29 protein-coding genes are annotated in these 24,434 nt (G+C 37.9%); 13 read left to right on the forward strand and 16 right to left on the reverse strand.

Going from position 1 to position 24,434, the window contains the following annotated elements; all coding sequences use genetic code 11:
- On the forward strand, positions 1-150 hold a 150-nt coding region (locus AC1DDK_RS18570), incomplete at its 5' end, for a helix-turn-helix transcriptional regulator (RefSeq protein ID WP_477634020.1).
- 159 nt (positions 151-309) lie between these two features.
- Positions 310-780: a hypothetical protein gene (locus AC1DDK_RS18575; protein WP_172662689.1), complete on the forward strand. Its 471-nt coding sequence runs from the start codon at positions 310-312 to the stop codon at positions 778-780.
- A 192-nt stretch (positions 781-972) separates the two neighbouring features.
- Here the strand turns inward: AC1DDK_RS18575 and AC1DDK_RS18580 are convergent, their stop codons facing one another.
- Positions 973-1,338 carry a glyoxalase superfamily protein gene (locus AC1DDK_RS18580; protein WP_172662688.1) on the reverse strand — a complete coding sequence of 122 codons (366 nt, stop codon included), beginning with the start codon at positions 1,336-1,338 and terminating at the stop codon, positions 973-975.
- Between the two features lie 76 nt (positions 1,339-1,414).
- On the reverse strand, positions 1,415-3,025 hold the full coding sequence (locus AC1DDK_RS18585) for a two-component regulator propeller domain-containing protein (protein WP_337716022.1): 1,611 nt from the start codon (positions 3,023-3,025) through the stop codon (positions 1,415-1,417).
- A 205-nt stretch (positions 3,026-3,230) separates the two neighbouring features.
- On the opposite strand from AC1DDK_RS18585, the gene AC1DDK_RS18590 reads away from it, so the two are divergent.
- Complete coding sequence (locus AC1DDK_RS18590) at positions 3,231-5,594, forward strand: outer membrane beta-barrel family protein (RefSeq protein WP_337716020.1); 2,364 nt, start codon at positions 3,231-3,233, stop codon at positions 5,592-5,594.
- 12 nt (positions 5,595-5,606) lie between these two features.
- On the opposite strand, the gene AC1DDK_RS18595 is transcribed toward AC1DDK_RS18590, so the two are convergent.
- Positions 5,607-6,671 (reverse strand): carboxymuconolactone decarboxylase family protein, encoded by a 1,065-nt coding sequence (locus AC1DDK_RS18595; protein ID WP_216854464.1) that lies wholly within the window; start codon positions 6,669-6,671, stop codon positions 5,607-5,609.
- A 138-nt stretch (positions 6,672-6,809) separates the two neighbouring features.
- Here AC1DDK_RS18595 and AC1DDK_RS18600 point away from each other — a divergent pair, with 138 nt between their 5' ends.
- Positions 6,810-7,706, forward strand: a complete 897-nt coding sequence (locus AC1DDK_RS18600; RefSeq protein ID WP_172662685.1) for a helix-turn-helix domain-containing protein — start codon at positions 6,810-6,812, stop codon at positions 7,704-7,706.
- Position 7,707: 1 nt separating this feature from the next.
- Here the strand turns inward: AC1DDK_RS18600 and AC1DDK_RS18605 are convergent, their stop codons facing one another.
- From AC1DDK_RS18605 to AC1DDK_RS18615, 3 genes are all read right to left on the reverse strand, one after another.
- Complete coding sequence (locus tag AC1DDK_RS18605) at positions 7,708-8,778, reverse strand: alpha/beta hydrolase (RefSeq protein WP_172662684.1); 1,071 nt, start codon at positions 8,776-8,778, stop codon at positions 7,708-7,710.
- Positions 8,779-8,780: 2 nt separating this feature from the next.
- A complete protein-coding gene (locus AC1DDK_RS18610) occupies positions 8,781-9,362 on the reverse strand; it encodes a sugar O-acetyltransferase (protein ID WP_172662683.1) in 582 nt (193 codons plus the stop codon).
- A 63-nt stretch (positions 9,363-9,425) separates the two neighbouring features.
- Complete coding sequence (locus AC1DDK_RS18615) at positions 9,426-10,304, reverse strand: helix-turn-helix domain-containing protein (RefSeq protein ID WP_337716018.1); 879 nt, start codon at positions 10,302-10,304, stop codon at positions 9,426-9,428.
- 182 nt (positions 10,305-10,486) lie between these two features.
- Here AC1DDK_RS18615 and AC1DDK_RS18620 point away from each other — a divergent pair, with 182 nt between their 5' ends.
- On the forward strand, positions 10,487-10,978 hold the full coding sequence (locus AC1DDK_RS18620) for a hypothetical protein (RefSeq protein ID WP_172662681.1): 492 nt from the start codon (positions 10,487-10,489) through the stop codon (positions 10,976-10,978).
- Positions 10,979-11,045: 67 nt separating this feature from the next.
- Positions 11,046-11,486 (forward strand): nuclear transport factor 2 family protein, encoded by a 441-nt coding sequence (locus tag AC1DDK_RS18625; RefSeq protein ID WP_172662680.1) that lies wholly within the window; start codon positions 11,046-11,048, stop codon positions 11,484-11,486.
- A gap of 67 nt (positions 11,487-11,553) precedes the next feature.
- On the opposite strand, the gene AC1DDK_RS18630 is transcribed toward AC1DDK_RS18625, so the two are convergent.
- A complete protein-coding gene (locus tag AC1DDK_RS18630) occupies positions 11,554-11,940 on the reverse strand; it encodes a winged helix-turn-helix transcriptional regulator (protein ID WP_172662679.1) in 387 nt (128 codons plus the stop codon).
- A 112-nt stretch (positions 11,941-12,052) separates the two neighbouring features.
- Here AC1DDK_RS18630 and AC1DDK_RS18635 point away from each other — a divergent pair, with 112 nt between their 5' ends.
- The gene (locus AC1DDK_RS18635) at positions 12,053-12,571 is read left to right on the forward strand and encodes a hypothetical protein (protein WP_172662678.1); all 519 of its coding nucleotides are present in this window, start codon (positions 12,053-12,055) and stop codon (positions 12,569-12,571) included.
- A 6-nt stretch (positions 12,572-12,577) separates the two neighbouring features.
- Here the strand turns inward: AC1DDK_RS18635 and AC1DDK_RS18640 are convergent, their stop codons facing one another.
- On the reverse strand, positions 12,578-12,865 hold the full coding sequence (locus AC1DDK_RS18640) for a hypothetical protein (RefSeq protein WP_172662677.1): 288 nt from the start codon (positions 12,863-12,865) through the stop codon (positions 12,578-12,580).
- A gap of 106 nt (positions 12,866-12,971) precedes the next feature.
- On the opposite strand from AC1DDK_RS18640, the gene AC1DDK_RS18645 reads away from it, so the two are divergent.
- Positions 12,972-13,880, forward strand: a complete 909-nt coding sequence (locus AC1DDK_RS18645) for an acyltransferase family protein (protein ID WP_477612118.1) — start codon at positions 12,972-12,974, stop codon at positions 13,878-13,880.
- 30 nt (positions 13,881-13,910) lie between these two features.
- Here AC1DDK_RS18645 and AC1DDK_RS18650 read toward each other — a convergent pair whose 3' ends face one another.
- Entirely contained in the window at positions 13,911-15,101 is a 1,191-nt protein-coding gene (locus tag AC1DDK_RS18650) for a threonine aldolase family protein (RefSeq protein WP_172662676.1), read from the reverse strand.
- A 245-nt stretch (positions 15,102-15,346) separates the two neighbouring features.
- On the opposite strand from AC1DDK_RS18650, the gene AC1DDK_RS18655 reads away from it, so the two are divergent.
- The 3 genes from AC1DDK_RS18655 (at position 15,347) to AC1DDK_RS18665 (ending at position 17,363) form a co-directional block, all read left to right on the forward strand.
- Positions 15,347-15,754, forward strand: a complete 408-nt coding sequence (locus tag AC1DDK_RS18655; protein ID WP_172662675.1) for a VOC family protein — start codon at positions 15,347-15,349, stop codon at positions 15,752-15,754.
- A 20-nt stretch (positions 15,755-15,774) separates the two neighbouring features.
- Entirely contained in the window at positions 15,775-16,227 is a 453-nt protein-coding gene (locus tag AC1DDK_RS18660; RefSeq protein ID WP_172662674.1) for a VOC family protein, read from the forward strand.
- A gap of 431 nt (positions 16,228-16,658) precedes the next feature.
- Entirely contained in the window at positions 16,659-17,363 is a 705-nt protein-coding gene (locus AC1DDK_RS18665) for an ATP-binding protein (RefSeq protein WP_288881564.1), read from the forward strand.
- Between the two features lie 37 nt (positions 17,364-17,400).
- Here the strand turns inward: AC1DDK_RS18665 and AC1DDK_RS18670 are convergent, their stop codons facing one another.
- From AC1DDK_RS18670 to AC1DDK_RS18685, 4 genes are all read right to left on the reverse strand, one after another.
- Entirely contained in the window at positions 17,401-18,222 is an 822-nt protein-coding gene (locus AC1DDK_RS18670) for an alpha/beta hydrolase (protein ID WP_337716014.1), read from the reverse strand.
- A 103-nt stretch (positions 18,223-18,325) separates the two neighbouring features.
- Positions 18,326-19,441 carry an acyltransferase family protein gene (locus AC1DDK_RS18675; protein WP_337716013.1) on the reverse strand — a complete coding sequence of 372 codons (1,116 nt, stop codon included), beginning with the start codon at positions 19,439-19,441 and terminating at the stop codon, positions 18,326-18,328.
- Between the two features lie 131 nt (positions 19,442-19,572).
- On the reverse strand, positions 19,573-20,049 hold the full coding sequence (locus AC1DDK_RS18680) for a GNAT family N-acetyltransferase (RefSeq protein ID WP_172662670.1): 477 nt from the start codon (positions 20,047-20,049) through the stop codon (positions 19,573-19,575).
- A gap of 7 nt (positions 20,050-20,056) precedes the next feature.
- Entirely contained in the window at positions 20,057-20,380 is a 324-nt protein-coding gene (locus tag AC1DDK_RS18685; RefSeq protein ID WP_172662669.1) for a winged helix-turn-helix transcriptional regulator, read from the reverse strand.
- Between the two features lie 126 nt (positions 20,381-20,506).
- Here AC1DDK_RS18685 and AC1DDK_RS18690 point away from each other — a divergent pair, with 126 nt between their 5' ends.
- Positions 20,507-20,932 carry a DUF6194 family protein gene (locus AC1DDK_RS18690; RefSeq protein WP_216854463.1) on the forward strand — a complete coding sequence of 142 codons (426 nt, stop codon included), beginning with the start codon at positions 20,507-20,509 and terminating at the stop codon, positions 20,930-20,932.
- Between the two features lie 99 nt (positions 20,933-21,031).
- Positions 21,032-21,667, forward strand: coding sequence for a HEAT repeat domain-containing protein (locus AC1DDK_RS18695; RefSeq protein ID WP_172662667.1), 636 nt, complete (start codon positions 21,032-21,034; stop codon positions 21,665-21,667).
- 46 nt (positions 21,668-21,713) lie between these two features.
- Here AC1DDK_RS18695 and AC1DDK_RS18700 read toward each other — a convergent pair whose 3' ends face one another.
- The 3 genes from AC1DDK_RS18700 to AC1DDK_RS18710 form a co-directional block, all read right to left on the reverse strand.
- Complete coding sequence (locus tag AC1DDK_RS18700; RefSeq protein WP_172662666.1) at positions 21,714-22,304, reverse strand: dihydrofolate reductase family protein; 591 nt, start codon at positions 22,302-22,304, stop codon at positions 21,714-21,716.
- A gap of 145 nt (positions 22,305-22,449) precedes the next feature.
- Positions 22,450-22,968, reverse strand: coding sequence for a GNAT family N-acetyltransferase (locus AC1DDK_RS18705; protein ID WP_172662665.1), 519 nt, complete (start codon positions 22,966-22,968; stop codon positions 22,450-22,452).
- Positions 22,969-23,015: 47 nt separating this feature from the next.
- On the reverse strand, positions 23,016-24,311 hold the full coding sequence (locus AC1DDK_RS18710; RefSeq protein ID WP_172662664.1) for an ankyrin repeat domain-containing protein: 1,296 nt from the start codon (positions 24,309-24,311) through the stop codon (positions 23,016-23,018).
- Positions 24,312-24,434 lie beyond the last annotated feature (123 nt).

Raw genomic sequence — 24,434 nt, forward strand, 5'->3', positions numbered from 1 at the left:
GAGTTAGCACAGCTAGTAAATGTATCAAGGCAAACCATTAACACCATGGAATCAGGCAAATACATCCCTTCAACTGTGCTGGCTTTGAAGATTGCCGCCATCTTCGGAGTTTCTGTGGAACAGGTATTTGAATTGGAAGAAGGAGATTGAGATAGTCCTCACTTTCAAAATAGCGTTTAATATGAAATTTTTGTAGGTTGTGCAAAACCTCTTAATTAGAAAACAACAATGGTTAGGTTTAGGATAATGTTAATATTTTCTCTCGTATTATTTAGTACTCTTGGATGCATAAATAACAATAAACCATATGTGATAAGTAAGGAAGATAGTCTTTATAAAGCTTCCTTTAAAAAGCATGATGGGGCATTAGTTATTCCACCACGCGGAAAATATGGAAGAAATACCTTTTTGATAGATTCAAATTCATCAGTATATTATTATTCTTTTCAAGAACCTTCAATAGGCAAAGGGGTTTCGGATGATCGAGAGTCAGATACCATTGGTTTAATGCCAAATCATATTTTCAAAATCCCAGCAGGAATGGAACGCGCATTTTTCAAGAAGAATGTGCTAGATCAGGAAAGTAAACTTGGTTGGAAGTCTATAATTGTAGCTTCCTTTAAAGATTCTGTGACGAATGATTTTGTTCAATATCTGCTTAAGATGAGCAAAGATGAGCCAAAGAAAATATCATTTCGAATACGACTTGCACTGCCAGAGGAAAGAGAAGTTTTGAGATATAAATTGAATGGTGAACATTACGATCCTTTTATCAAATAGCATATTAGATATGCAGGTCTATTTTTATCTTTAACCTATTGCTCCAACATTACAATATCTTTTAAAGTATGCTTAGTCAAAAGTAAGCTAGCCTCGGGGCCAATGAAGGACTATGTTAGTCAATGGGGAATCAATTGGAGCATTGAAAAATATAAAAAAGGATTAGAAATGTAAATATCTAGAATAAAAACCTTATTCTTCTTCAGAGAACGTGATCCTATTACCAAAAGGATCATAAACAGTTACCGTAATGGCTTTGGGATTCCATTCGGGTACTTCCAAACCTGGGTGGTTATATTTATATCTCTTGTCGTTTAACTCTTTATGATAAGCACGAAGACCTTTAAAGTCCTCAATAGATACGTGTGAACCAGGACTTGCATCACCATGATGTTCTGACAGGTTTAAAGTAATGTCCCTTAATGTTACCTCCAGGTATATGGGGGCATCATGGTGATTCGGGTGCTCCCAATCGATTTTAAAACCAAGCCAGTTTACATAGAACTCGATGGCTTTATCATAATCAAATATTCTTAAAATTGGTTTAACTTTACTCATAATAGCTACAACGTTTATTTGAAAATAAAGTTTATAACAGGACATAAAATATTTTATGTCGATTGGCGAAAAGATGTTATTTTTTTGCTACGATTCTCATAAAGAGTTTAACGTCGTCCGAAATAATTCCATCACAAGACTTATCAAAGTACTTTTCTGAGGCATAATCGATACCCCAATCTGTTCGATCAATGATCAGCGTGCCATTCACCACAACAGTGCCGTCCATTCCGTCCTTAAAATACATTGTGGCCGGAAAAGTAACTGCCTTCGTGATCCCCTCAATGGTCAGGTTCCCGGTAACTTTTATAGTTGCAACACCTTCAATGGTCATGTTCCCGTTCCTGCCTTCAGTTTTTCCATCATTTACTGTTTCAACCTTCGTAATTGTGAATGTAGAAACGGGGAATTTTTTGACGTCAAAAAATGCAGGCAATTTATTGTGTGGACCTGGATGATCAAATTTTTGTTCAATTGTATTCATGTCGACTTCAACTGCACCGCCCTCCAGATGACGGTTTTCGATCACCAATTCACCTTTTAATATATCGACGTCGCCTGTACCAGAACCATCACCAAGAAACGTAGAACCTTCCCATGCACCAAGTAGCATAGAACCTTTCCATATTACAACACTTTGCTTCGTATCTATGATATATTTTTTCTGACCCTTTTTATTATAAAAGTCCGTGATGGTCTTTCCATCATAACGATACACTCCGGTCGCAGATCCAAACCAAATACTTCCATCGTTTGCTTCCAAAAGCCCAAAAAAAGCATCTCCTAACATAATTTCGGCTACCGTGGGCTTGTTACTATACAAGGAGTTTGCATCATAACGGGACAGTGCCCAGACCGCCACATGAGCAGTATTTACCGGACCAGTAGCCCAGATGTTTCCTTTTTTATCCTCGATTATAGCATAAACACCCTTCTGCGATACCCAAGTAAAGGTGCTGCCGTTATAGCGCCAAAGGCCATTGGTGACGTCACCAAGCCAAATATTGCCTTTTCTATCTTCGATTATACTCCAAACGTTTGTAAAAGTTTTTCCCTTATGGATTAAGGGGGTAAATGTTTTTCCGTCAAAAACGAAAGCATCGCCTCTTGTGCCAACCCATAATTTCCCGCTTTTATCTTCAATGATTGTAGTAATATCATTGTTCCAATTTCCTTCTTTATAAACACGCGAGGGGTTCGGATTTTTAAAATTTCGAAAAGATTTCCCATCGTAACGGCTTATTCCACCTCCGGTGCCGAACCAAATAATGCCGGCCTTATCTTCATAAACAGACATCACCCGATTATTGGCAAGTCCCTCTGTGGTAGTGAAATGTTGAATGGATTTCCCGTTGTAATAATAAACGCCTGAATCAGTAGAAGTGAACCAAATATTTCCTAGGCGATCTTCAAGGACATCCCAGAATCGATGCGAACCTATTTTACTTGTAAGATTAGTAAAATATTTTCCATCATATCGAAAAACATCACCAAATGATGAGTTGTTCGGGCCAGCAATCAAAATGGTGCCATTTTTGCCTTTTTTTATATTACGAACCATTAGGTTAGGCCCTATGTCTTTAACTTCGGTTTTGATGTTATCTTTTGGTACGTTTGTTTGGTTTTGTCCACAGGAAGTGAGAAAAACAGACATTACAAACAAAGCATATACGTGTATGTATTTCATACCTTTTTATTTATTGATCCAATTAGAATTGATTCAGCGAATCTACTTTGATGTTTTTCGGCGCGACGAATTTGGATTGTAAATAAAAATGTAAACTTTGTAAATAAAATCTTGACAGTTTAATTTGCTAGATCCATTATCGCTGCTACGGACAAGCAACTTTTCTTTATTGGTTGTGTCTTCTATGTAAACCAACCAAATTTATATGAAATTATTTTTTTACAAAGTCTGCATATTAAGTTTTCTTTTGCTTTTAAGTTTAATTTACGAAAGTTCTGCACAGACTGTTTCAGGCAGGGTAATAGAAACCGGAGGTAAGGGAGTTGAAAGTGCAACCATAACAGTTTTAAATGCTGCAGACTCAACCCTGGTAAAATATGAGGCAAGTAACAAAGAAGGCTATTTCGAGATCACTAATTTAAAAAACGGCGTATTTACCGTTAAGGTTTCGTGCATAGGTTACAACGGCCAGTTATTAAACAATATCAGATTTAACGGCTCTTCTGTTAAATTAACTGATGTTGTTCTCAACAAGCAATCGAAAGAGCTCAAGGAAGTCGCCATTGAAAGTAAGCACCCCGTTCTTGAACGAAAGGTGGATCGATGGATATTTAACTTGAACAACACTATAGCGGCAAATGGTTCTTCCCTCTTTGAGGCTTTGCAGGTGGCGCCTTTTTTAAAGGTATCTGACAATGGCGTTTCTATGGCGGGCAAAGGTAGTATGGGTGTTATGGTAAATGAGAAAATAGTCTATTTAAGCGGAACAGACTTAACTAATTATCTGAAAACACTCAGATCTGAAGGTGTGGAAAAAATCGAGATCATTACCAATCCGCCAGCAAAATATGATGCCCAGGGGGATGCCGGCCTGATTAACATTGTTTTAAAGAAAAACGAATCTTTGGGCTGGCGCGGTTCATTAAGTTCAACATATCGGCAGGGCTTCTACGCCTCCTACAACAACAATCTGGCTCTTTTTTTCCGTTCAAAAAAAATCAACAGTTCTTTTACATTTGGCCAATCACGTTATCACAATATGCAGAACAATTGGCTCAATATGATTGGAAACTCTAGTCAAATTCTCAGTAACGAGCAGCGTATATCAATTACTCCCGGTTTGCAGGCTGGTTTAAGTATAGACTATGAGTTAGATAGGCACAATAACATCGGGTTTATTTATAATATTTCACTGAGTAAAGAGAATAATGCCTTTGTTAATAGTTATAGCTATGGTAAGAGTAATACTGTAGACTCGGTATTGAACACTAACGGCGAAATGTACAGACCATTATTTGCACAAACCTTAAATGTATACCACGATTTAAAGATTGATTCGGCCGGAAAGAAATTAAGTAGTTCTGTTAATTTTTTCTCGAACAGACCTGAAATAAGAAATAATTTTGTTTCAGAATCTGAAAGCACCTATGCTGCAGTTCGCAATAATAACTCGTCAAAATACAATATCTGGTCTGTTCAATCAGATTTAACATTACCTTATAAATGGGCTAAAATAGAAACAGGTATTAAGTTCGCCAATTTTGATAACAATGCTGATGTGGAGTACTATAATTATGTCCACGAAAATTTCTTGCTGGACAAAACACGTAGCAATGAATTCAACTATACCGAAAAAAACCTGGCATCCTATTTCAGTATGTCATCTGAACTTTCAAAAAGATGGACGGCCAAGGCAGGATTGCGTTATGAGTACACGATGACGGATGGTTATTCGCCTACTTTAGACCAGCGCAATAAGCGTAATTATGGTGCCCTATTCCCTACTGCCTATATCGTTTACAAAGCTGACGCAAACAATGTTTTGTCTTTAAATTATTCGAGGCGGATTAACCGACCGGGCCTCAGTTCCTTAAATCCCTTTGCCTATTATACAAACATTTATACTTATTTTATTGGAAATCCTCTCCTCTTACCTTCATACAGTAACAATTTCGAACTTAACTACCTATATAAAAGCATGGTTTCTTTTACTGTATTTACACAACATGCAAGTGATGTAAATTCATTACTTACAACGATTGACGGGCCATTAGTGGTTTCAAGTGGAGGAAACTTTATAAGCCGGGATAACGTGGGAGCCTATGTTTCCATTAACCGGGCATTTTTTAAGTGGTGGGAAAATAGCAGCTCTGCGTCTTTTTTTTATTCATCCTCAAAATCCAAAATAAAAGCTATTTCCATCCAAAACGGAACCTCTGCATCGTTTAGTTTTAATAATAATTTCAAGGCAACTAAACAGTTAAATTTCTATCTGAACTACAGCCAGAGCCTTCCTTCAACCAGCGGGAATACATACACGTACAGTGTACGTGATTTCAGGGTGGGTGCCAGATTAAAGTTGCTTAAAGATAATTTGATCATCAACCCCTCCGGCTTTCTGGGTACTGTAAACAAATATGATGTACGTTTTAACGAATTTGTGCGGACGGAAAGAACGGACTATTATTATAAGAACTTCGGTCTTGGTATTACTTATTTATTTGGAAGGTCGAAGGTTTCCGGAAACAACAAGGATATATCTTTTGATGAGAAAAGAAGAGCTCAATAGCAACGCTTCGGCCTAATTAAATTTTTTGAATATTTCTAGCATGGTCTCCTTATCAAGGCTTTCCATATCTATCAATTTGAGCGATTTGACCATTTTAAGAGTAGTGGTTTTATAGTGCTGGAAATGGGGAGTTTTCAAGTGCGATTGGTAGGTAGCTTTATCTGCGTACATTTCGATGATGCGGATTTGGGTAGGGCTTTCCTTTTGGTACATTGGAAAAATGGCGATCACACCTGGTTCCAGTTTTACCGATGCCGAGGCCTCTTCCTTTAGGATAGTATTGTAATCTTTGAGATATTCGGGCAAGATTTCGATCTCCGAAATCCGGACCATTAAGTCAGGTTTTGTTGCAGGTATTAATGGTTCCCCAATTATTTTTCTTACCGTATTTGCCTGCATGATACTGATGTTTGTATGGATCAGTTCGGCAAGCTGTTCGAGTTGTTTGTCTGTGATTCCTGTATTTTTCCCGATATTAATATGAGATTGCAGTTGGCCTTCAACACCCGGCATTGATGCCAGAGCAGCAATGGTTATCAGTTCCCTTTGCTGATAGTTTAATACATCACTTACAAAAATATCGGCAAACAAATGTTCCTTTAAAAAAGTATCAATCCGTGGTGCAAATTCTCCGAAACCGGGTGCAGGTTTTGATTGTGCTGTTCTAGTTAATTCTTCCAAAACCTTTCTACCCAATTCATATTTGTCTTTTGCACCATTTTCTACAACAATTTCTTTTCCCGTTTTGTCGGTGATGCTGTTTTCTTTTCTCTCCTTGGCTACTGTCATAAAAGTATTAATGGCATTAAGGCTTCTTGGAAAGCCACAATAGGCATAAAGCTGAACCAATGCTTCTTTGATCTCATTCTCTGAAAGTCCTGAATCCAGTCCTTTATTCAGTTCCGCTTTCAATAGCGCTAAATTTCCCGTTGCGGTAAGTGCCGAAATAATGACCAAACTCTGCTCCTGAGCGGAAAGAGAGGTATTAACTGCTTTTTTTTCTTGTGCATCCATTTTAGTAATATTTATAGTGAGCACAAGAAATAGTGCCCATTTTAGAAATTTTCTGTTGCCCATGAGCTTTATACTTTATATGACAAATCTCGGGGTTGCAGGCGACATAAGGTTTATACAGGATACGGATTCATTTACCAGTTTTACTGATATTAGATTTAGTACATTGTCTTACAGCTGGTGGTTTATTAAGTTTGTAGTATGAAAGATATCGAAAGAATTGATACGGTAAGACAGTATAACGAATCTATGGGCGTAGATACGTTGCATCCACTGGTAAGCGTGGTTAATTTTGATGAGATCCCTACTTATCAATATTTCAGGAGGTATATGGGAGTTTATGCTATTTTTTTAAAGTATATAAAGTGCGGAAATATGCGTTATGGTTGTCAACCGTATGATTACGAAGATGGGACACTTGTATTTATATCGCCAGGTCAGGTATACGGTATTGACAGCAAAGGAGAAATTATTAAGCCTTCAGGAAAGGCTCTTGTATTTCATCCAGATCTAATTGTTGGTACGCATCTGGGAAAACACATCAAAGATTACTCTTTTTTTTCCTATGATGTGAACGAAGCACTTCATTTATCAAAAAAGGAAAGAGCAAATATTAATGATTGTTTTGAGAAGATTGCGTCTGAAATTGATATGAATATTGATAAACATAGTAAGACCTTGATTGTATCTAATATTGAGCTTTTCCTTAACTACTGCATGCGTTTTTATGACCGCCAATTTATCACCCGCACCAATATCAATCACGATATTTTGGTACGGTTTGAAAATCTATTGAATGATTACTTCAAATCAGATTTGACACAGAATTTAGGCTTGCCAAGTGTAGCCTGGTGCGCAGAACAATTGCATTTGTCGCCAAATTATTTTGGGGATTTAATAAAGAAAGAAACCGGAAATACTGCATTGGACTATATTCAATCGAAATTAATAGACGAAGCTAAGATTAAAATATTTGATCCTTTTAAATCTATAAGTAATATTGCAGATGAATTAGGATTTAAATACCAACAGCATTTTACACGTCTGTTTAAACAGCGGACCGGAATGACGCCCAATGAGTATAGGAAAAGATGTTAAACTATTTAAGACTCTGCTTAAAAAACAATTCCAGTTTATCAAAAGGAATGACATCAATTTTATCATATAAATCAACATGAACTGCATCTGGAATGATCATTAGTTCCTTAGGCTCTGCAGCCATTTTATAGATGTCCTCACTGAAATAGCGTGAATGTGCATTTGCTCCTGCTATCAGCAGAATTGGTCGCGGAGAGATCTCTTTAATGTAAGATAACAATGGCATGTTCATAAATGATAATGGATTGGTGACAAGCCATGCCCCATTTGAATTGACCGAATTAGGATGAAAGCCACGAGGAGTACGGTAGTAGTTAAAATAATCTACAACGAACTGAGGCTCATCTCCCTTCAATTTCTCTGGCAAATTACGAGGCCCATCAGCTGGCGCTCCTTTTTCGGCATCTTCCCAACGCTGTTGGCCAATTTTTTCAAGCATTTGGGTACGTTGTTCAATGGTCATCGAGTCATTGTAGCCTTTCGACATCACTCTGGTCATATCATACATACTAGTTGTGGCAACAGCCTTTACTCGTTTATCAACAGCCACCGCATTTAGTGCCATCCCGCCAAAACCACAGATTCCAATAATTCCTATTTTATTCCTGTCAATAAATGGCTGTAATCCAAGATAGTCAACTGCTGCGCTGAAATCTTCGGTATTAATGTCCGGTGAGGCTACGTTTCTTGGTTCGCCACCACTCTCGCCAGTGTAAGATGGGTCGAATGCGATTACAGCAAATCCACGTTCTGCCATGATGTTGGCATATAGACCTGAAGATTGCTGTTTAACTGCACCAAATGGTCCGCTAACGGCAAGCGCAGCTAATTTTTCGTTCCCGTGGTTTTTAGGTAGGTATAGATCGCCAGATAATGTAATTCCATACCGGTTTTTGAAGCTAACTTTTTGGCGAGTAACCTTATCGCTTAATTTGAATGTATAATGTTCAGATTGTTCTGTAGTGTTCATTTTCTTTAAATTGTTATTAGATGATATTTTTTGCGCAGTTTGTGCGGTTAGTTGAGTAACAGCTATCAGCACTGCAACCATTGTTAGTTTTAAATTTTTCATTGTCATCTATTGTTATTTAGGTCATTAAATTCTATTTGTTTGAGCATTTTTGCGGGAACACCACCTACTATGGTGTTAGCAGGAACATCTTTTGAAACTACAGCACCTGCAGCAACAATTGAATTTTCGCCGATGGTTACCCCAGGAAGTATAGTTGCGCCGGCACCTATCCATGCATTTTGTTTAATTAGGATGGGTTGACACAACATTCCGCGTCGTTCGCTTGGCAGTAAAGGATGGTTTTCAGTAACAAGGTTTACTCTAGGGCCTATAAGCACATGATCTTCAATTGTAATACCGCCCATATCTAAAAAAGAACAGGCATGATTGATAAAAACATGTTTGCCTATCTTAATGGATTGACCAAAGTTGGTATGAAAAGGAACAAACACAGTTGTGCTCTTATCCAATGGATGGCCAAAAATCTCACCAAGCTTCTCCCTGATCTTATCTGTACTTGTCGAATTGTTGAGTGAAGGAGATAGCGCTAACGTACGGTTGACTACTTCATCAACCCTGTAAAATTCTGGATCATGTAGATGTACAAGCTCACCGCTCCTTAGTCTGTGGAAGATATCTTTCATACCACAAAGTTCGGTAACTGCCGCCCATGCGGTTAAAGATTATCAAACCGATACTTAAGAATTTCAAACCAATGTTTCCCGAAAGGCAGATGGATTGGTTCCCGTCATCTTTTTAAAGAAGTTATTGAAATAAGTTGGGTATTCGAAACCCAGTGCGTAGGCAATTTCAGAAATGTTCCAAGTTGTGTGCTGTAGCAGGGCTTTTGCTTCTGAGATAATGCGCTCGGTAATGTGGGCAGTAGTTGGTTTGCCTGTAAATTCCTTAACCGCCCTATTGAGATAATTAGCGTGTACATTTAAAGCAAGGGCATAGTCTTGTGCCGTTTTGAATTGTAGTGGCCTATCGGTGGTTTCGACCGGAAATTGCCTTTCTAGCAGTTCAAAGAATACTGAGGTTAAACGGCCTGCCGCATTCTTGTGTTGATCGAAGTCGGCAGATGGTTGAATCTTTAGTGCTTCATGGATAATCAGGTTGATGTAATTTCTGATCAGATCATCTTTATAGGCATAATCGCTCTTTTGTTCCTCGATCATTTTAAGGAATATGGAATTCAAAAAATCTCTCTTACCTTCATCTATCTTTATTATGGGCGTACCTCCTATTTTGAATAAAGGAGAATGTTGTAAGCTCTCGCTCCGTTCCGAAGCGCTAAAAAAATCTTCCGAAAAAAGCACGGTATAACCTGCATAGGTTGTAGAAAGCGTCTCCCAGGAATATGGAACGTGTGGGTTGCCAAAGAACAGAATTGTACCCTCGTGCTCAAAGCTCCTGTCTGCATAATGGACAATGCTTTTTCCCGTTGTCAGGCAGATTTTATAGAAGTCCTTGCGGTTATAGATTCGTGTAGCATGGCTATCTGCCTCAAGTTGCCAAACATTAAAACCTTTAAGCTTTAGTTCAGTATTGAACTCTGATACCGGACGTTCGATTTTCGCACCCATTACACAAAGCTAAGAAATTCAAATCAACTCATCTAATCCAATATTCTCTTCTTTGTTGTAGTTTAACTCATGTTACTTCATAACCTTTAGGTAACTACTAATAAATTGTAACTATATATAGCATAATTTTGCTGGCAACAAAAACGAATAAATAATTAAACGAATTATAAACGACAATATACATGGGACTAGAACAAATAATAGATTCTTCGATACTGGACATTTTTCCACTTATGCCGTCAACAGGCGCCTGGCCATTTACAATGATCCGCATTGACCGCAATGAACTTTCAGATCTTGAGATGGATAAGCCCCTGTTTGCTCCTTTTCAGTTACTTGTGCTTAAAAGGACTGATTTTAATGATAAGGACCTACTTGATTACGCAATAAAATCTAAGGAATATCACACCATCCTCCCCCCTTTCAGATCTAATTTCCTTGAAAATTATAGCATCACGATAGGAAATGAAAAGGAATTACAGGAATGGGCGGATAAGACCACTAGTTTAGCAATTGGACTAGTGATTAACACCGCTCTGCTTAAGGGAATACAGTTTATTCCGATTGCAACAGACCTTTCTGCATTGGATTTGCGCATGGGACTTGTACAAAAAAAACTTAGGTCACACCAATTATTCGACGCCTACCAGATCGACCCGTCATTTCTGGTGTAGCGGAGACAGCATTTCAGCATTAGCGCACTCTCAAAAAATAAAAATTTTATACATAAAATTAAAAATCATGACATTAGAAATTTTAAAAAACAAAGAAGAATTAAGGGACTTAATAGATGCTTATGCTTATTTAAGTGATGAAAAAAAGATCTCGGAAGTTATGGGATTATTTACGCCAGATACCACATACAAAGTTTATATGGGTGACTTCTTAGCCGCAAATGTTTCCGGAATAGAATCCATGGAAAAAGAATTTAACGGACATGCATCGTTGGTAAAGACCTATTTTACTATGAACGGGCAGCATACGGTAAAAATTGATGGAGATACTGCGACAGGTGTTTCTTTTTCTCAACTTAAGATGGTAAGAGAGGTTGAAGGCAAAAATACAATAACTGATTATAGTGTTAAATACGATGACAAGTATGTGCGTCAAAATGGAAAATGGTTAATAAAGGAGCGTATCGGCTATTTTATAATTGTAGAGGATAGACCATTGAGTAACTAGGATTATCTTATTAAAGAATGGGATTTTGTAGTCCTGTTCTTTAATAAATATTTACTGCGGCTTAACCTTATGAAGGTTTAGATGACCTTTCACTTTTGATCTTTTCACGGTGCTGAATGCCCCATTCGGTCATGGCGGCCACAACCTTTTCAAGTGTATGGCTATAGGGAAGCAATTGATATTCGATTGTTACCGGATAACCCACAGCAACTTTTTTAATTATAAATCCGTTCATTTCCAGTTCCTTCAGTTCACTGGATAGCACCCTGGCAGAAATACCTTTGACCTGTCTCTGAAGTTCAGAAAATCTATTATTTCCTCTTGCCATAGCGATTATTATCATCAGCTTCCATTTGCCACCTACGGCATATAGCGCATCTGATACGGCATTGAGCACCTTGGTACATTCATCGGTAAACTCTTTATTTACTGGTTGCTTTTCTGTTTGTTCCATAAAACCATGTTGACATTATCTGATAACCTTTAAGTAACAGGTAATAAATTATTAGCAAATATAAAGTAATTTTGGCGATAGTATCCGGGCCTTAATATATATCTTCGTATCTATGAAAATATTACGCTACTCAATTTTGCTATTAGTTCTTTTTTCTGCACTGCCAGGCTGCAAAAAAAATGGAGTGAATTTAGACCCTTGTGCTGGTATCCTGAATGAAAGTCCACCATCAAAGGTTGTGATTGCCCTTACCGATAAGCAGACAGGAGACAACCTGATTCTTAAAAATGGTCTTACTGCGGCCGATTTAAAAATAACCTTGGCAGGAATAGCTACACCGCTTACGAACTGGCGCGTTGTTAATTCCCCTGGCTCACCTATGAATGGGATGCTGGAATTGGCTGTTTTTCATGAAAAGGCTGGTGAATTCCGATACAAGATTGAAGCGAAAGGGCTAGCCGATGTTGAGTTTTCTTATGCTGTTAAACAGGTAAAGAGTGATAGTCCGTGTAAGCTGTATTATTATCCATTAGAAGGGCTTAAGGCAACAAATCAGGATTATGTAAAGTTGGAAATTGGAGATAAAATCTATCCCAATGGGATCAAAGTGCTTTACTCTTTGGAGAGGTAAACACTATCATACCTGTCTTATTCTTTCTACCAGTAAATCCAATACTGCCTGAGAGGCAACCAAATTGAAGCTCCAAATATCGTCGGTAATAAAGATGTAATTGCCGCCAAAACTATAGATATAATCTCCTCCTTCAATTCCAATAATCCAATCTTCTTTTGTTAGGTCAGGATAAGTCCGTAATACCTGCCAACAATATTCTCTTACCTCTCGCTCATCACTGAAATCATCCAGCATTGGTAGAATACTAGGCGCATTAGTTAGCCCATATTTTAATAGCATTTCATCGATCATAATTTCTCGGAGTCTATTATAAGCGCATTACGAAATTACACCTTAGCGCATTTTTAATCACAGAATTACTAACAAGAGAAGATGTCCATTTTGGAAAGATAGAAAAATAAACGTTAAGTCATTTTACATTAGACGTATTTTACGGATTTGGCCACTATATTTTATTTTCTTTTTTGGCATGGTGTTACTTACCTCTGCTACTGATTTTTTTGGATCTGTTATTCCAGGACAAGCACAATTAGCATTCACGCTATTTTCTGGGAATTGGTATATAATATTTAAGGAGTGGCAATCTTATTGCATAAATCCTTTATGGAGTGTATCTGTAGAAGAACAACTTTATATTTTACTTCCATTAGTGTTGTTTTTTGCAGGGAAAAAAGGATTAAAGATTTTCTCATTTCTTTCAATAGTTATTGCTTACGCCACGATAATTTACTACGCTCAAAGACCAACAACTGGGTTTAGTGGCCAATGGACAAATAGCTTTGTACAATTTCAGTTTTTTGCTGCAGGAATACTGCTCTCTGCCTACTTAAAGGGCTGGGAACCTAAATGGAATGCAGTCCTCCGTATTGGTTTATTTATAACAGGTGTGATTTGCTGGTTGATTGCATCAATGGTTTGCGAAATTAATGTAGATGCTCCTCACCTAGCTACAATTCCACAATCAATTACTGGATGGTTTCTGATACTTATTGGTGTTATAGCAATGTTTTTATCTCTTTACGGGGCACCCGTAAAGTATATGCCTTCTAAATTAGCTTATCTTGGTCGTATTTCATATGGCATGTATGTTTTCCATATCACTATCTACTGGATCGTTTTTAATATTTTTAAAAATGAATTAGCAACCTTTAGCGAGAGTATAGGTCTATTGGAATGGAAAAACGGAATAGGATCTGTTACTGCTTTCATCTCGACGACATTATTAGCAATGTTGTCTTACAAATGTTTTGAAAAGCCTTTTTTAAAGTTGAAGAGCCGTTTTACTTTAATACCTTCAAGGGATTAGGAAAAGCAATTCGCATCTTCATTCAAAATTTTACACTTTGGCAAATGAGATTGCTTCTTTAAAGGAGTCGATAATTTGTTGGTTATCTCTTCTCAACAGTGTTGGATTTACTTTAATTTTTACAAAACCATCTTCTCTTGGCTGGCCGAAAATAATATTATGCTCTTCCCTCAACCTTTTATTTAGTTTAACCGGATCAATTCCATTGGCTATTGATACGTTAAATTGATTTGTACCATTAGGCACCTGATTAATTTTGAAGCCTTTAAGTTGGCTAAACTGACTAAAAAGACTAGCCGATTTTACTTTAATTTTTTCCATCACCTCATCAATAGTGTTTAAGTGATACAAAGCGATAGATGCGCTGGGCCAATTGGTAAAAATTCCACCACCATGGATTTTAATAAGATGATGCATTTGGTCAATCACAACTTTATCGCCACATAAAATAGCACCACCAGTTGCACCCAAATATTTATACAAACACATGTAAACTGTGTCGAAATACCTGGCATATTCTTTTACCGTTGCATTTGTAAATGCTGTTGCCATGTGAAGTCTGGCACCATCAAGGTGCATTTTATAGCCTTGTTCTTTACAATAAGCCGAAATCTTTTTTATCTCTTCTAATGGAAAAGCCTGGTTATCGCACCTTCTTACAGGTGTTTCTATAGATACAGCTCCAACTTCGCCAACAAACGCTTCGCCATCTTTATGGTATTTAATTGCTTTTTTGAGTTCATCTAAGGTGAAATGTGCCTTTCCTTCGGCCAGCGGAATTAATCTTTTGTTGAACAAGGTTTGTGCGGCATCTCCTTCGTCCCTATAAACATGACTGGTTTCTTGCACAAATGCTTTTGTATTATTTCCACATAAAAAACTAATTGCCAGCTGGTTAGCCAAGGTGCCTGTTGGCAAATAAACAGCAGCTTCTTTTCCTGTAATTTCTACAAATTTCTTTAAAAGCTTTTCTATGGTCCCACCATCGGCATAACTATCTCTTTCTATTGGATTAGCGGTATTTATCTCTTGTAGCTTATTTATAAAATCTTCTGGCTTATAAAAAATCCCATCGTTAATAAAATAAACTGCTTCGCTATCTTTTGATGGTATTGCTTTTTCTGATGCAAATGTATTTGCTGGCATAACAGCCGATGCGATAAGTGGCAGGGCCGATAAAGAAGAAAGTTTTAAGAAATCGCGACGTTTATATGCAGACATATTGAGTTTTTTGGTTGTTTCAGGATTTAATAAAAGTGGCTTTTTGTCAAAGATACTAAATGTAAAATCACAACTGCGTTATCCCGAGAACCAGGGGATCTCTCGTATCGTCGGGATGACGGGAGGTTTTAGAAAATCTGTTAGTTGTTTAGCACGTCGTATTTCCCCCCTTAATTTGTCATTATTGCACAGTTGAACGTGCAAGGCATTGCTGTATCTTTGAGTATAACTTAAATAAAAAAATAATGGCAACTCAAATTTTTGTAAACCTCCCTATTAAGGACCTTAACAGATCTGTGGAGTTTTTTACCAAACTTGGTTATACTTTTAACCCCAAATTTACCGATGAGAAAGCTACCTGCATGATCATTAGCGATACCATTTATATTATGCTGCTAACAGAACCTTTCTTTCAGACGTTCACTAAAAAAGAAATTGTGGATGCCCACAAAGCGGTAGAGTGCTCTATTTGCCTGTCTGCAGATAGTAAAGAGGGCGTTGACGAAATGGTAAATAAAGCACAGGCCGCAGGTGCCACCATACCTAATCCGGCCACTGACTACGGCTTTATGTACCAACACAGCTTTGAGGACCTAGATGGCCACCATTGGGAGTTTGTATGGATGGATCCTAAAGGCGCACCTGAACAGTAATAAATTTGAGGAGAAAAAACATGACAAAAAGTAAGATAGTAAGGATGGATAATGTTGGCATCGTTGTAGAATCGCTGGACAATGTGATCCCCTTTTTTATAGAATTAGGATTAAAGCTTGAAGGACGGGCTACAATTGAGGGTGAATGGGCTGGTCGTGTTACCGGACTGGGCGATCAGCATGTAGAGATTGCTATGATGGTTACCCCGGATGGCCACAGTCGTTTGGAACTGTCGCAATTTCTAAGGCCAACTGTTATTTCAGACCACCGTACGGCCCCCGTGAACTCGGTGGGGTATTTACGAGTAATGTTTACTGTTGAAGATATTGATGAGGTGGTATCAAGACTTAGCAAACATGGCGCTGAACTGGTTGGCGAAATGGTTCAGTATGAGAACTCCTATAAGTTGTGCTACATTCGCGGAGTGGAAGGGATTCTGATTGGCCTAGCAGAACAACTTGGTAATAAATAAGTTTATTACGGCTGTATAATCGTCAATAAAATAATTAATTTTCTCATTTTATGGGTTACCAACTCAATTTTATCCAGGCAATCATCATCTGCGGCCATAATTCAATTTTTAGGTAATCCATTACCCCTTTTTCATCACTTGTCAAAGTCACTATTTATATGGAGTTTGATAATATTTCAACATTTTACAAGTTTTTTTAAAAAAATATAGGGCTTATACCCTTCCAGTATAGGTCTATATGGCGTATATTCTTGTAAATCTGTGCCTTCGATTAACAATACAGAGTTTTTTTACTTAATCATTTAAGGTATATGGCTCCATTTTTGTATGGGTATATATACGGGCATGGGGTCTTCACCTTGGATATTTTTTTTTTACGATGTATTATTTTCTGATGGACTTAATACGGCACGCTTTCAATTAGATGGAGAATGTATACATATAATTATTTTATAAACGATAGCGAAAAGGTATTGCTGGACGACCTTTTTGTTGATGATGCGAATAAACAAATAATTACACGGTTAATCAGTGAACATCGTTATTTTAAACAATTAAACGAATATGGTTTGCCGATTGACAACAAGATGTTACTGAATGTGAGCCAGGGATGTGGCAAAACTTACACAGTTAAGGCTATTGCCTCTGGTTTGGAAAAAAATTTAATTGTATTAAATCTGAGTAATATCCTCTCAGGATCTATTAATGATATAACACACAGCATTAAAACTGTTTTTAATATAGCAGCTAAAGAAAAAGCCGTATTATTTATTGACGAGTTTGATGAGATAAGCAAAGTAAGAAGTGTTGATGTTAAAGATGGGGATGAAATGGGCAGACTAGTTAATACAATGATTCATCTGATTGATTATTATCCGGATAATGCATTACTGATCTGTGCTACGGATTATAGTGAGTTTATTGAACCGTCGTTGCTCCGTTGTTTTGACCTTAGCGTTACGATCCGCAAACCATCACCAGATCTTCTGGATGATTATTATGATAAACTATTGTCAAGTTTTCCCGCAAGTTTACGTTCAATTGAACGTATGTACAGTATATCCTTTGCTCAGGCAAAGGATCATGCTTTGGCCGCTGTAAAAAAGGCTATGATTGATCAAATTGAATCGCGTTAAGTAGCCATAACACAAGTTTAATAAAGTGTAAGAAGGGCTATTGTTGAAGAATCGTCTTCATTTTTTCTAAATACTCTGTATTATTTATAAAGTTGTTATGCCCCTCGCCTTTCAAAATAAACAATCTATCATCTTTCTTAAAAAATGAACTAAGTTTCTTCGAAGAGCCAATATATATAGCGTCGTCTGCGTCTCCATGAAAAACTGTTACAGGTGCTTTTATTTTCTGCAAAAATTCATAAGTCTTAAATTGATATTTCATATTGGAAGTATCAATATCCGGTGCAATGTTGGATATCCAATCTGGTAGGCTATAATATGGCGCTTGTAAGATAAGCGCTTTCGGATTATTGTTTGCTGTAAGGATAGCGGCAGGCCCTGTACCTATTGATTGGCCAATCACAATAATCTTCGATTCTGGATAGATCTTTTTTAAATTGTCATATACCATTTGAATGTCACTAGACAATTGAGGTTCGCTACTCACCTTACCTTCGCTCTTCCCATAACCTCGATAGTCAAGAATAAAGATATCATAATTAAGATTATTATAAAAAGGGGCAACTTTCCCCCAGGTATCAAGTCCGTCATTGCTGCCATGCAGATAAAATATCAATCCTTCCGTCTGCTTTGCCTTGAAGAGTAATCCATTTAATTTATAACCATCTTGTGTTAAGAAAGTTAATTCAGTAAAAGGGTTTGAAAATTCGAAATGAAAATCGTTTTGTAGTTGGGAACCTGGAAATAATTGTTGTTCTAACTCTTTTTGAACTTCTTCTTTTTTTAGACTGTCAACGTTTTGCCCATAAGCAAATTGAACAAATATTAGAAACGTGAGTAAAGAAATAAATAGCTTCATTAGGTAATATGTTTCGTTAGTATTTATCTGTAAATCATAATCATTTGGCCATTTCAATAGCTTTTTCTAAAATTTCATCTTTGGGTTAACCGTTTTCTGATCCTCATGTAAGCTTTTTCCGCAACCATTTGCGAACTGGCTCATCGTACCATTTCAATGCGGCATATGCCAAAATGATGCTACTTATTAAGATGATTAACGCATATGGCCATGCCTGCACTATCGTTAAACCTTTATTGTTGCTGATCCAGGCCACGTAAAAATAGACAATCGGATAATGTACCAGGTAAAGTGGATATGATATCTCACCTAAGAATTTGCAAACGCGGTTCTCTCTTTGGGTTTGCATCCGGCCACTTGCGCCAAGGTATACGATAAGTGGAAATACGATGATAATGCAAACAGAGTCATAAACTCCGTTCATCCAAAGATGCTCTGCACCACCAATGCGAGGCATATAGAGTACTATAGCTACTAAAAGGCTACACCATAGAAAGGCATTTTTAATACGGGTGTGCTTGGCAACACGGGAAAGTAACAGACCGGCAAAGAACGGATACATGACGCGCGTTAATCCAATGCGTACCTGCTCCACGTTCAGCGTCCATCCTCCACTAACGTCGCCGTTTGTGATCGCCAGGTGTACGAGTGCGATAGCAGCGATGCCAACTAAAATACTTAATGCCGTTTTGGAGAATTTTCTGATCCAGATTGCGTAAAGAATGTTGGCAATATATTCAAAGAACAATGACCATCCCACACTATTCAAGGGGTGCATCTCTTGCCAGCCACGTATATCAAGAGATAATGGCACGGGCAGGATCGTATAACCGATCAGCAGTACCAGCAGCATCTTCCAGATAGGAATAGTATGAATGAGCGGCCATAGTGTAGAATCTGTAAAATAGAATCCGATTGCGCCGAGGGTCATCCCCAAAACCACCATTGGCTGAAGGCGTACGATGCGGCGTTTGAAAAAGCTTCCTACTGTCATTTTATGCCAGCGATCGTCGTAGGCATAGCCCATCACGAAGCCTGATAATAAAAAGAAAAAGTCGACAGCCAGATAACCGTGATTAACGAATTTATCTAAATTACTTGTTGAGAATGGTTCAGCCAGGTGAAACGTTACAACGATTATGGCTGCGACACCGCGAAGGCCGTCTAATATGGGATAGTGCGGCTTGGTGGCCAACTCACTATTTAGGTTAGTTCTCATTCATTGTGTGTGAAATCGCAATTTGTAAAAAAAAGCCAACATTTCTTTGGCTTTAATTACGAATTTTTATGGTTGATAAGGCGCACGCTGGTGTTATTTTTGGGTTGTGCCAACTAATATTAAAATAGCGATTAGCTGATATCACAGCGCATTGTTGTAAGTAATTTCTTGAAACCTACTTTTTCATATGCCTTCACAGCCGCATCATTGTCGTGGTATACATCAAGACGCAGCTCAGTTATTCCTTTTGATAAAACCCATTGCTTAAGATCGTTTATCAATAGCTTATTAATCCCCTTTCCTCTAAATTCCGGACTTACAAACATGAAGCCCAGATAACCAAAGAGCTCATGACGTTCGTAAGCTTTTGCTGATCTAATTTGGGCATAACCACATCCAACGATTTCAGCATTAAACTCGATCACTAGGATTGCTGTTTGCTCATCCTCTATAAGTGTCTTAAGGTCGTAATAGAAGATTTCGCCATCCTTTAAAGTAGGATTAAAAGGACGTTCGGCCTCAACCAACATTTGTAAAAATTTGCCAAGCTTAGGCAAGTCGGCATGTGTAGCATATCTGGTAGATATATCTATCTTATTTATTTCCATCTTAAGTTTAATTTTTGGTTTGCATGTTTTTTAAAGCCCAGTCTTGAACAGCAGCAAGGACAGATGTCAATGAAATTCCTTTTTCACTTAATGCATACTCGACAGTTGGAGGAACTGTGGCATAAGCGGTCCTGGTCAGAACCCCTGTTTTTTCCAATTGTTTGAGCTCCTTAACCAACATACGTGTATTGATACCAGGGATTGATCTTTCCAATACCTTAAACCTCATTTTACCTGCCATCAGTGTATTGATGATTGTCATGGTCCATTTGCCCGACATCAGATCCATTGCTTCCTGAAATGGACAGGTGTCAATTTTATTTTGTTGCATTGAAAATTTAAAGCACTGTAAATCAATAAAACTTTACTTTTTGTTACTATTATACAAAGAGGTAACTACTTGCAAATGTAAAGTTAGCGGCAGACATTTACAATTTAACTGCAACCAGAATTGATTATGACCATAGAGGAAATTACTGCGTATATTTTATCAAATTTTAAAAATGTGAATATAACAGAAGCGAATGGTGACCTGTTCTTTATGTATGATCAGGAAAAGATGATGCCATTTGCAACTATAGTTACCAGTGACAATGATTTCGACAGTGTATCTCAGTTGAATAGAGAGGGTTTCTTTCGACTAAATATTGGTATCGACAAAGCATCATTTATTAACACCTTTGAGGGCATAGCGCTAAAGAAAGGCATTGGTGCATATGTAGACTCGGGAATAGATTTCACTGCAGAGAACATAGTGATGCCTCACCCCTTTTATGGAGCAATGTATTGGTTATGTATCGTAAAACCACGTAAGAAAAGCTTACCAGTCTTAAAAAATCATCTTGATGTAGCCTATAGCTTAGCTGTTAAAAGGTTAAAATGATAATCTGTTATTTTACTTTAAAACTGGTTTCTATTTCGTAAATTCAGACATATAAAATTAACATACCAAGTCTCTTTGAGTACAAGAAATTAATAAAAAATGAATACCAACACAATAGATAAGTTAGCACATTCATTAGGAAGAAGGGATGAAGTACCCAATCAGGAACTAGCCAATGCTATTGTACAATGCACCAACAATGAGGCAGTTCGGGAGTTGGTTAAAAACCTCCATCATAAAAGTAAGGATATCCAGAACGATTGCATAAAGGTAATTTATGAGATTGGAACATTGAAACCGGAAATGATAGCTGATTTCAGTTCGGAACTGATAAATCTTTTAGACAGTAAGAATAACCGTTTGCAGTGGGGAGCAATGACCGCTTTAAATGCGATCACTGCAATTAAACCTGAAGCAATCTATAATGCATTGCCTAAAATAATAGCCACCGCCGACCAAGGTTCAGTTATCACCAATGACCATTGTGTAGGTATTATGATTAAACTTTGTGGTGTTAAAGAATATAACGAGAGTGTGTTCTCTTTACTAAATGAGCGACTACTGAAAAGCCCCGACAACCAATTACCCATGTATGCAGAAAATGCATTCCACGTTGTCAATACCAAAAATAAAGTGGCTTTCGTAAAGACATTGACCTCCAGAATAAGAGGTATTGAGAAAGAAAGTAAGCGGTCTAGAATTGAAAAGGTAATCCGCAAAGTGAATAAGATGTAAGATGCCCCCTATTCTTTCTTTTTAATAAGCATATGTCTGTTACTTACTACCCAACATTGCCTGTAGTAACTTCTCCGGCTCGCTTGTAATAGGCAATGATAACCCCTTTTGATGTAATATGATGTTCTGCTAATGTAAAAGCTGCCGGGATCACGGCGTTATCGAACAGTCTTTTTCCTTCACCAAGAATTATTGGGTAAATTTTTAAACGGAGCTCGTCCACAAGCTCATGTTTAAGCAACAAGTGAATGAGCTTACTACTACCCCAAACTTGAATGTCGGCACCTTCGGAATTCTTAAGTTTCTTTATATCTGCCACATTTTGGAGGAAAATAGTATTTTTCCAATCTGATTTTTCCACGGTCTGTGACAAGACATATTTGGCACCATCATTAATGCCAGGCCAAAAGTCAGCGTGATCGGGCCAGTAGGACGCAAAAATTTCATAGGTTTTTCTACCTAAAAGATATTCTGCAGGCTTCAACTCTTCCTGTATGATCTTGCCAAAAAGCTCATCTCCATATGAGGCGGTCCAGCCGCCATATTTGAAGCCACCTGATGTGTCTTCTCCGGGTCCACCTGGTGCTTGCATCACCCCATCTAGTGAAATCATCGACAATACTGTAATTTTTCTCATTTCGTTTTCTTTTTAGTTTGATGATAAAAGTATTTGATTGACAAGACAAAGATGGAGTGCATTTCAGAGTTTGATGTGGTGTAAAAACGACAACTTAGAGGTGAATTGCGTCAGAACATATAATTTATAGGTAGAACTACGTTTTTTATAATTCTTTCTTCATCATAATATCTATCTGCTCGTCGTTACCCATTTTGAATATGTGTTTGTCAAAAGCTATAAATCCGTTTTTTTCGTAGAATCTTATTGCTCGTGGATTTTTTTCCCAAACACCTAACCATAGATAAGAGTTATGCTTTTCCCGAGCAACCTCGAGCGCTTTCTCATAAAGAAGTTGACCTACCTTTTTTCCATGATGACTGCTTTTGACGTATATGCGCTCAATTTCTAAAGCTTTTTGGTCTTGTTGTTCTGTCTGTGCAGTTCCGGTATTTAATTTTAGATAACCAACAGGATTTTCATTTTCCCAAGCGATATAGAACGATGAATCTGGATTCCTCAATTCAGCAATCACGCGACTATTATTAAAACTGTCTTCAAGATACTTTTCCATATCCTCTTTCGTGTTACTATCGGCAAATGTTTCAAAGAAAGTTTCTCTACCAATGCGCTGAGTGGCACTTAAATCATCAATAGTAGCCTTTTTGACCTGTATGTATTCCATTATTTAACTTATTTTGGTTTACAAATTTACTCAATAACTAGATAAAACTATCTGATATCATTGTTGAGTTCGGCATCAAGTAAGCGGTCTGCATCATCATATCCAGTAGGCAGAATAATACCTTCCGTATTTGCCCCCGACGAAATCAACGCTGCAATCGAATCCGTTTTGCGGCAGTCCATCCAGTAGGAATCGGTACAAGCACGTATAGCGAGCAACAATGGTGTATTTCCGTTAGTATCTTTTGTATTTACGTTTGCTCCGTTATTGATGAGCATTTTTACTGCATCATGAGCTCCGCGCCAAGCTGCAATCTGCAATGCAGTACTATTTTTCGGAATTCCAAAATAACCATCTCCATTTACATAAGGCGTATCTACTTGAATATCCAAGGCAAGAATTCTTCCTATTCCTGCCGCGTTGTTATTTCCCGCAAACCCACCAAGTAGCATACCTCCATACTCAGCCGATAAAATTCCTGTTGCAGATTCATCCAGCGCACAGGCTCTGGCCAGTTCGTCCATTCCCTGCAGGGATATGTCAAATCCGTAATCCCGGAACAATTGCAATACGTCTGCCCTGCCCCTTTGTGCTGCCATCACTGTGGCAGATCTGCCGTCTTTCTGGCTTTGCAATCCAGGATTAGCATCATGCTCCAGTATCATCAATATGTTTTGTAACTGATTGTCGCGCAGGATGGCCTGGTGTAGCGCTGTAACGCCCCAAATGGTTAAACGATTAGGATCTGCCCCACTGTGCAATGCCAAGCGGATGCCTTCGGTATCATGAATATCACACTTACGCAACAGCATAGTAGCCAGGGAATCTACAGTCATCTTACCACTATCGAGCAATAGCTGGAAGGCACGGTTGTCGTAACTTTCTGGTGAATGATAAGGTATTTCGTTGTCGTTAGGATTTGCACCGTTGTTGAGAAGCAATCGGGTCAATTCCGGATGGAATGCTACCCCAGAAGCGCCATAAAGGACACTTTCCCACTCTGTATGAGGTGTATGCTGATCATCAAAGAAACCTGTATTTACATCAGCTCCGGCCCTGATCAATGTTTGAGCAGCGGAAACAAAAGATGCCGGAGGGAGACTATGCAAAAACCGGGAAAAACAGAGATAGGTTAATGCATCCCATCCTAGTGTTCCTCCTTTAGCGGTGGCAAGAGAAGGATCTTGAGCCAAAAAGTGTTTTATGGCGATGTCATTTCCAAGCAATGCAGCCGTGTAAATGCTACTTTCGGCAATGTCGGGAGAAGAAGCAAGTAAGGCTTCGGCTTCGTCTGTTGAGCCATACCATACACTGGCTTTAATAAAGGCATCTAGTGTGTTCATAAAAGGTAGCTTTTGAAATAAAGATAAATATTATTCGGATTTACCTGAACTGCTATCTTAACCTGTAAACTCAGAAACTTTACAATATGTGTTCATTATTTTCTTTTATTTGCAGTCAATATT

The organism is Pedobacter sp. 05T44, from assembly GCF_056395985.1.

Bases quoted from the DNA above. Each gene is read 5' to 3' on its own strand.
- AC1DDK_RS18670 (WP_337716014.1), bottom strand. From the start codon at position 18,222: ATGAAGCTATTTATTTCTTTACTCACGTTTCTAATATTTGTTCAATTT.
- AC1DDK_RS18580 (WP_172662688.1), bottom strand. From the start codon at position 1,338: ATGAGTAAAGTTAAACCAATTTTAAGAATATTTGATTATGATAAAGCC.
- AC1DDK_RS18615 (WP_337716018.1), bottom strand. From the start codon at position 10,304: ATGGGTGCGAAAATCGAACGTCCGGTATCAGAGTTCAATACTGAACTA.
- AC1DDK_RS18605 (WP_172662684.1), bottom strand. From the start codon at position 8,778: ATGAAAAATTTAAAACTAACAATGGTTGCAGTGCTGATAGCTGTTACT.
- AC1DDK_RS18665 (WP_288881564.1), top strand. From the start codon at position 16,659: ATGTATACATATAATTATTTTATAAACGATAGCGAAAAGGTATTGCTG.
- AC1DDK_RS18595 (WP_216854464.1), bottom strand. From the start codon at position 6,671: ATGGGCAACAGAAAATTTCTAAAATGGGCACTATTTCTTGTGCTCACT.
- AC1DDK_RS18600 (WP_172662685.1), top strand. From the start codon at position 6,810: ATGAAAGATATCGAAAGAATTGATACGGTAAGACAGTATAACGAATCT.
- AC1DDK_RS18660 (WP_172662674.1), top strand. From the start codon at position 15,775: ATGACAAAAAGTAAGATAGTAAGGATGGATAATGTTGGCATCGTTGTA.
- AC1DDK_RS18630 (WP_172662679.1), bottom strand. From the start codon at position 11,940: ATGGAACAAACAGAAAAGCAACCAGTAAATAAAGAGTTTACCGATGAA.
- AC1DDK_RS18635 (WP_172662678.1), top strand. From the start codon at position 12,053: ATGAAAATATTACGCTACTCAATTTTGCTATTAGTTCTTTTTTCTGCA.
- AC1DDK_RS18650 (WP_172662676.1), bottom strand. From the start codon at position 15,101: ATGTCTGCATATAAACGTCGCGATTTCTTAAAACTTTCTTCTTTATCG.
- AC1DDK_RS18695 (WP_172662667.1), top strand. From the start codon at position 21,032: ATGAATACCAACACAATAGATAAGTTAGCACATTCATTAGGAAGAAGG.
- AC1DDK_RS18655 (WP_172662675.1), top strand. From the start codon at position 15,347: ATGGCAACTCAAATTTTTGTAAACCTCCCTATTAAGGACCTTAACAGA.
- AC1DDK_RS18640 (WP_172662677.1), bottom strand. From the start codon at position 12,865: ATGATCGATGAAATGCTATTAAAATATGGGCTAACTAATGCGCCTAGT.
- AC1DDK_RS18675 (WP_337716013.1), bottom strand. From the start codon at position 19,441: ATGAGAACTAACCTAAATAGTGAGTTGGCCACCAAGCCGCACTATCCC.
- AC1DDK_RS18610 (WP_172662683.1), bottom strand. From the start codon at position 9,362: ATGAAAGATATCTTCCACAGACTAAGGAGCGGTGAGCTTGTACATCTA.
- AC1DDK_RS18705 (WP_172662665.1), bottom strand. From the start codon at position 22,968: ATGGAATACATACAGGTCAAAAAGGCTACTATTGATGATTTAAGTGCC.
- AC1DDK_RS18680 (WP_172662670.1), bottom strand. From the start codon at position 20,049: ATGGAAATAAATAAGATAGATATATCTACCAGATATGCTACACATGCC.
- AC1DDK_RS18685 (WP_172662669.1), bottom strand. From the start codon at position 20,380: ATGCAACAAAATAAAATTGACACCTGTCCATTTCAGGAAGCAATGGAT.
- AC1DDK_RS18585 (WP_337716022.1), bottom strand. From the start codon at position 3,025: ATGAAATACATACACGTATATGCTTTGTTTGTAATGTCTGTTTTTCTC.
- AC1DDK_RS18690 (WP_216854463.1), top strand. From the start codon at position 20,507: ATGACCATAGAGGAAATTACTGCGTATATTTTATCAAATTTTAAAAAT.
- AC1DDK_RS18710 (WP_172662664.1), bottom strand. From the start codon at position 24,311: ATGAACACACTAGATGCCTTTATTAAAGCCAGTGTATGGTATGGCTCA.
- AC1DDK_RS18625 (WP_172662680.1), top strand. From the start codon at position 11,046: ATGACATTAGAAATTTTAAAAAACAAAGAAGAATTAAGGGACTTAATA.
- AC1DDK_RS18590 (WP_337716020.1), top strand. From the start codon at position 3,231: ATGAAATTATTTTTTTACAAAGTCTGCATATTAAGTTTTCTTTTGCTT.
- AC1DDK_RS18700 (WP_172662666.1), bottom strand. From the start codon at position 22,304: ATGAGAAAAATTACAGTATTGTCGATGATTTCACTAGATGGGGTGATG.
- AC1DDK_RS18620 (WP_172662681.1), top strand. From the start codon at position 10,487: ATGGGACTAGAACAAATAATAGATTCTTCGATACTGGACATTTTTCCA.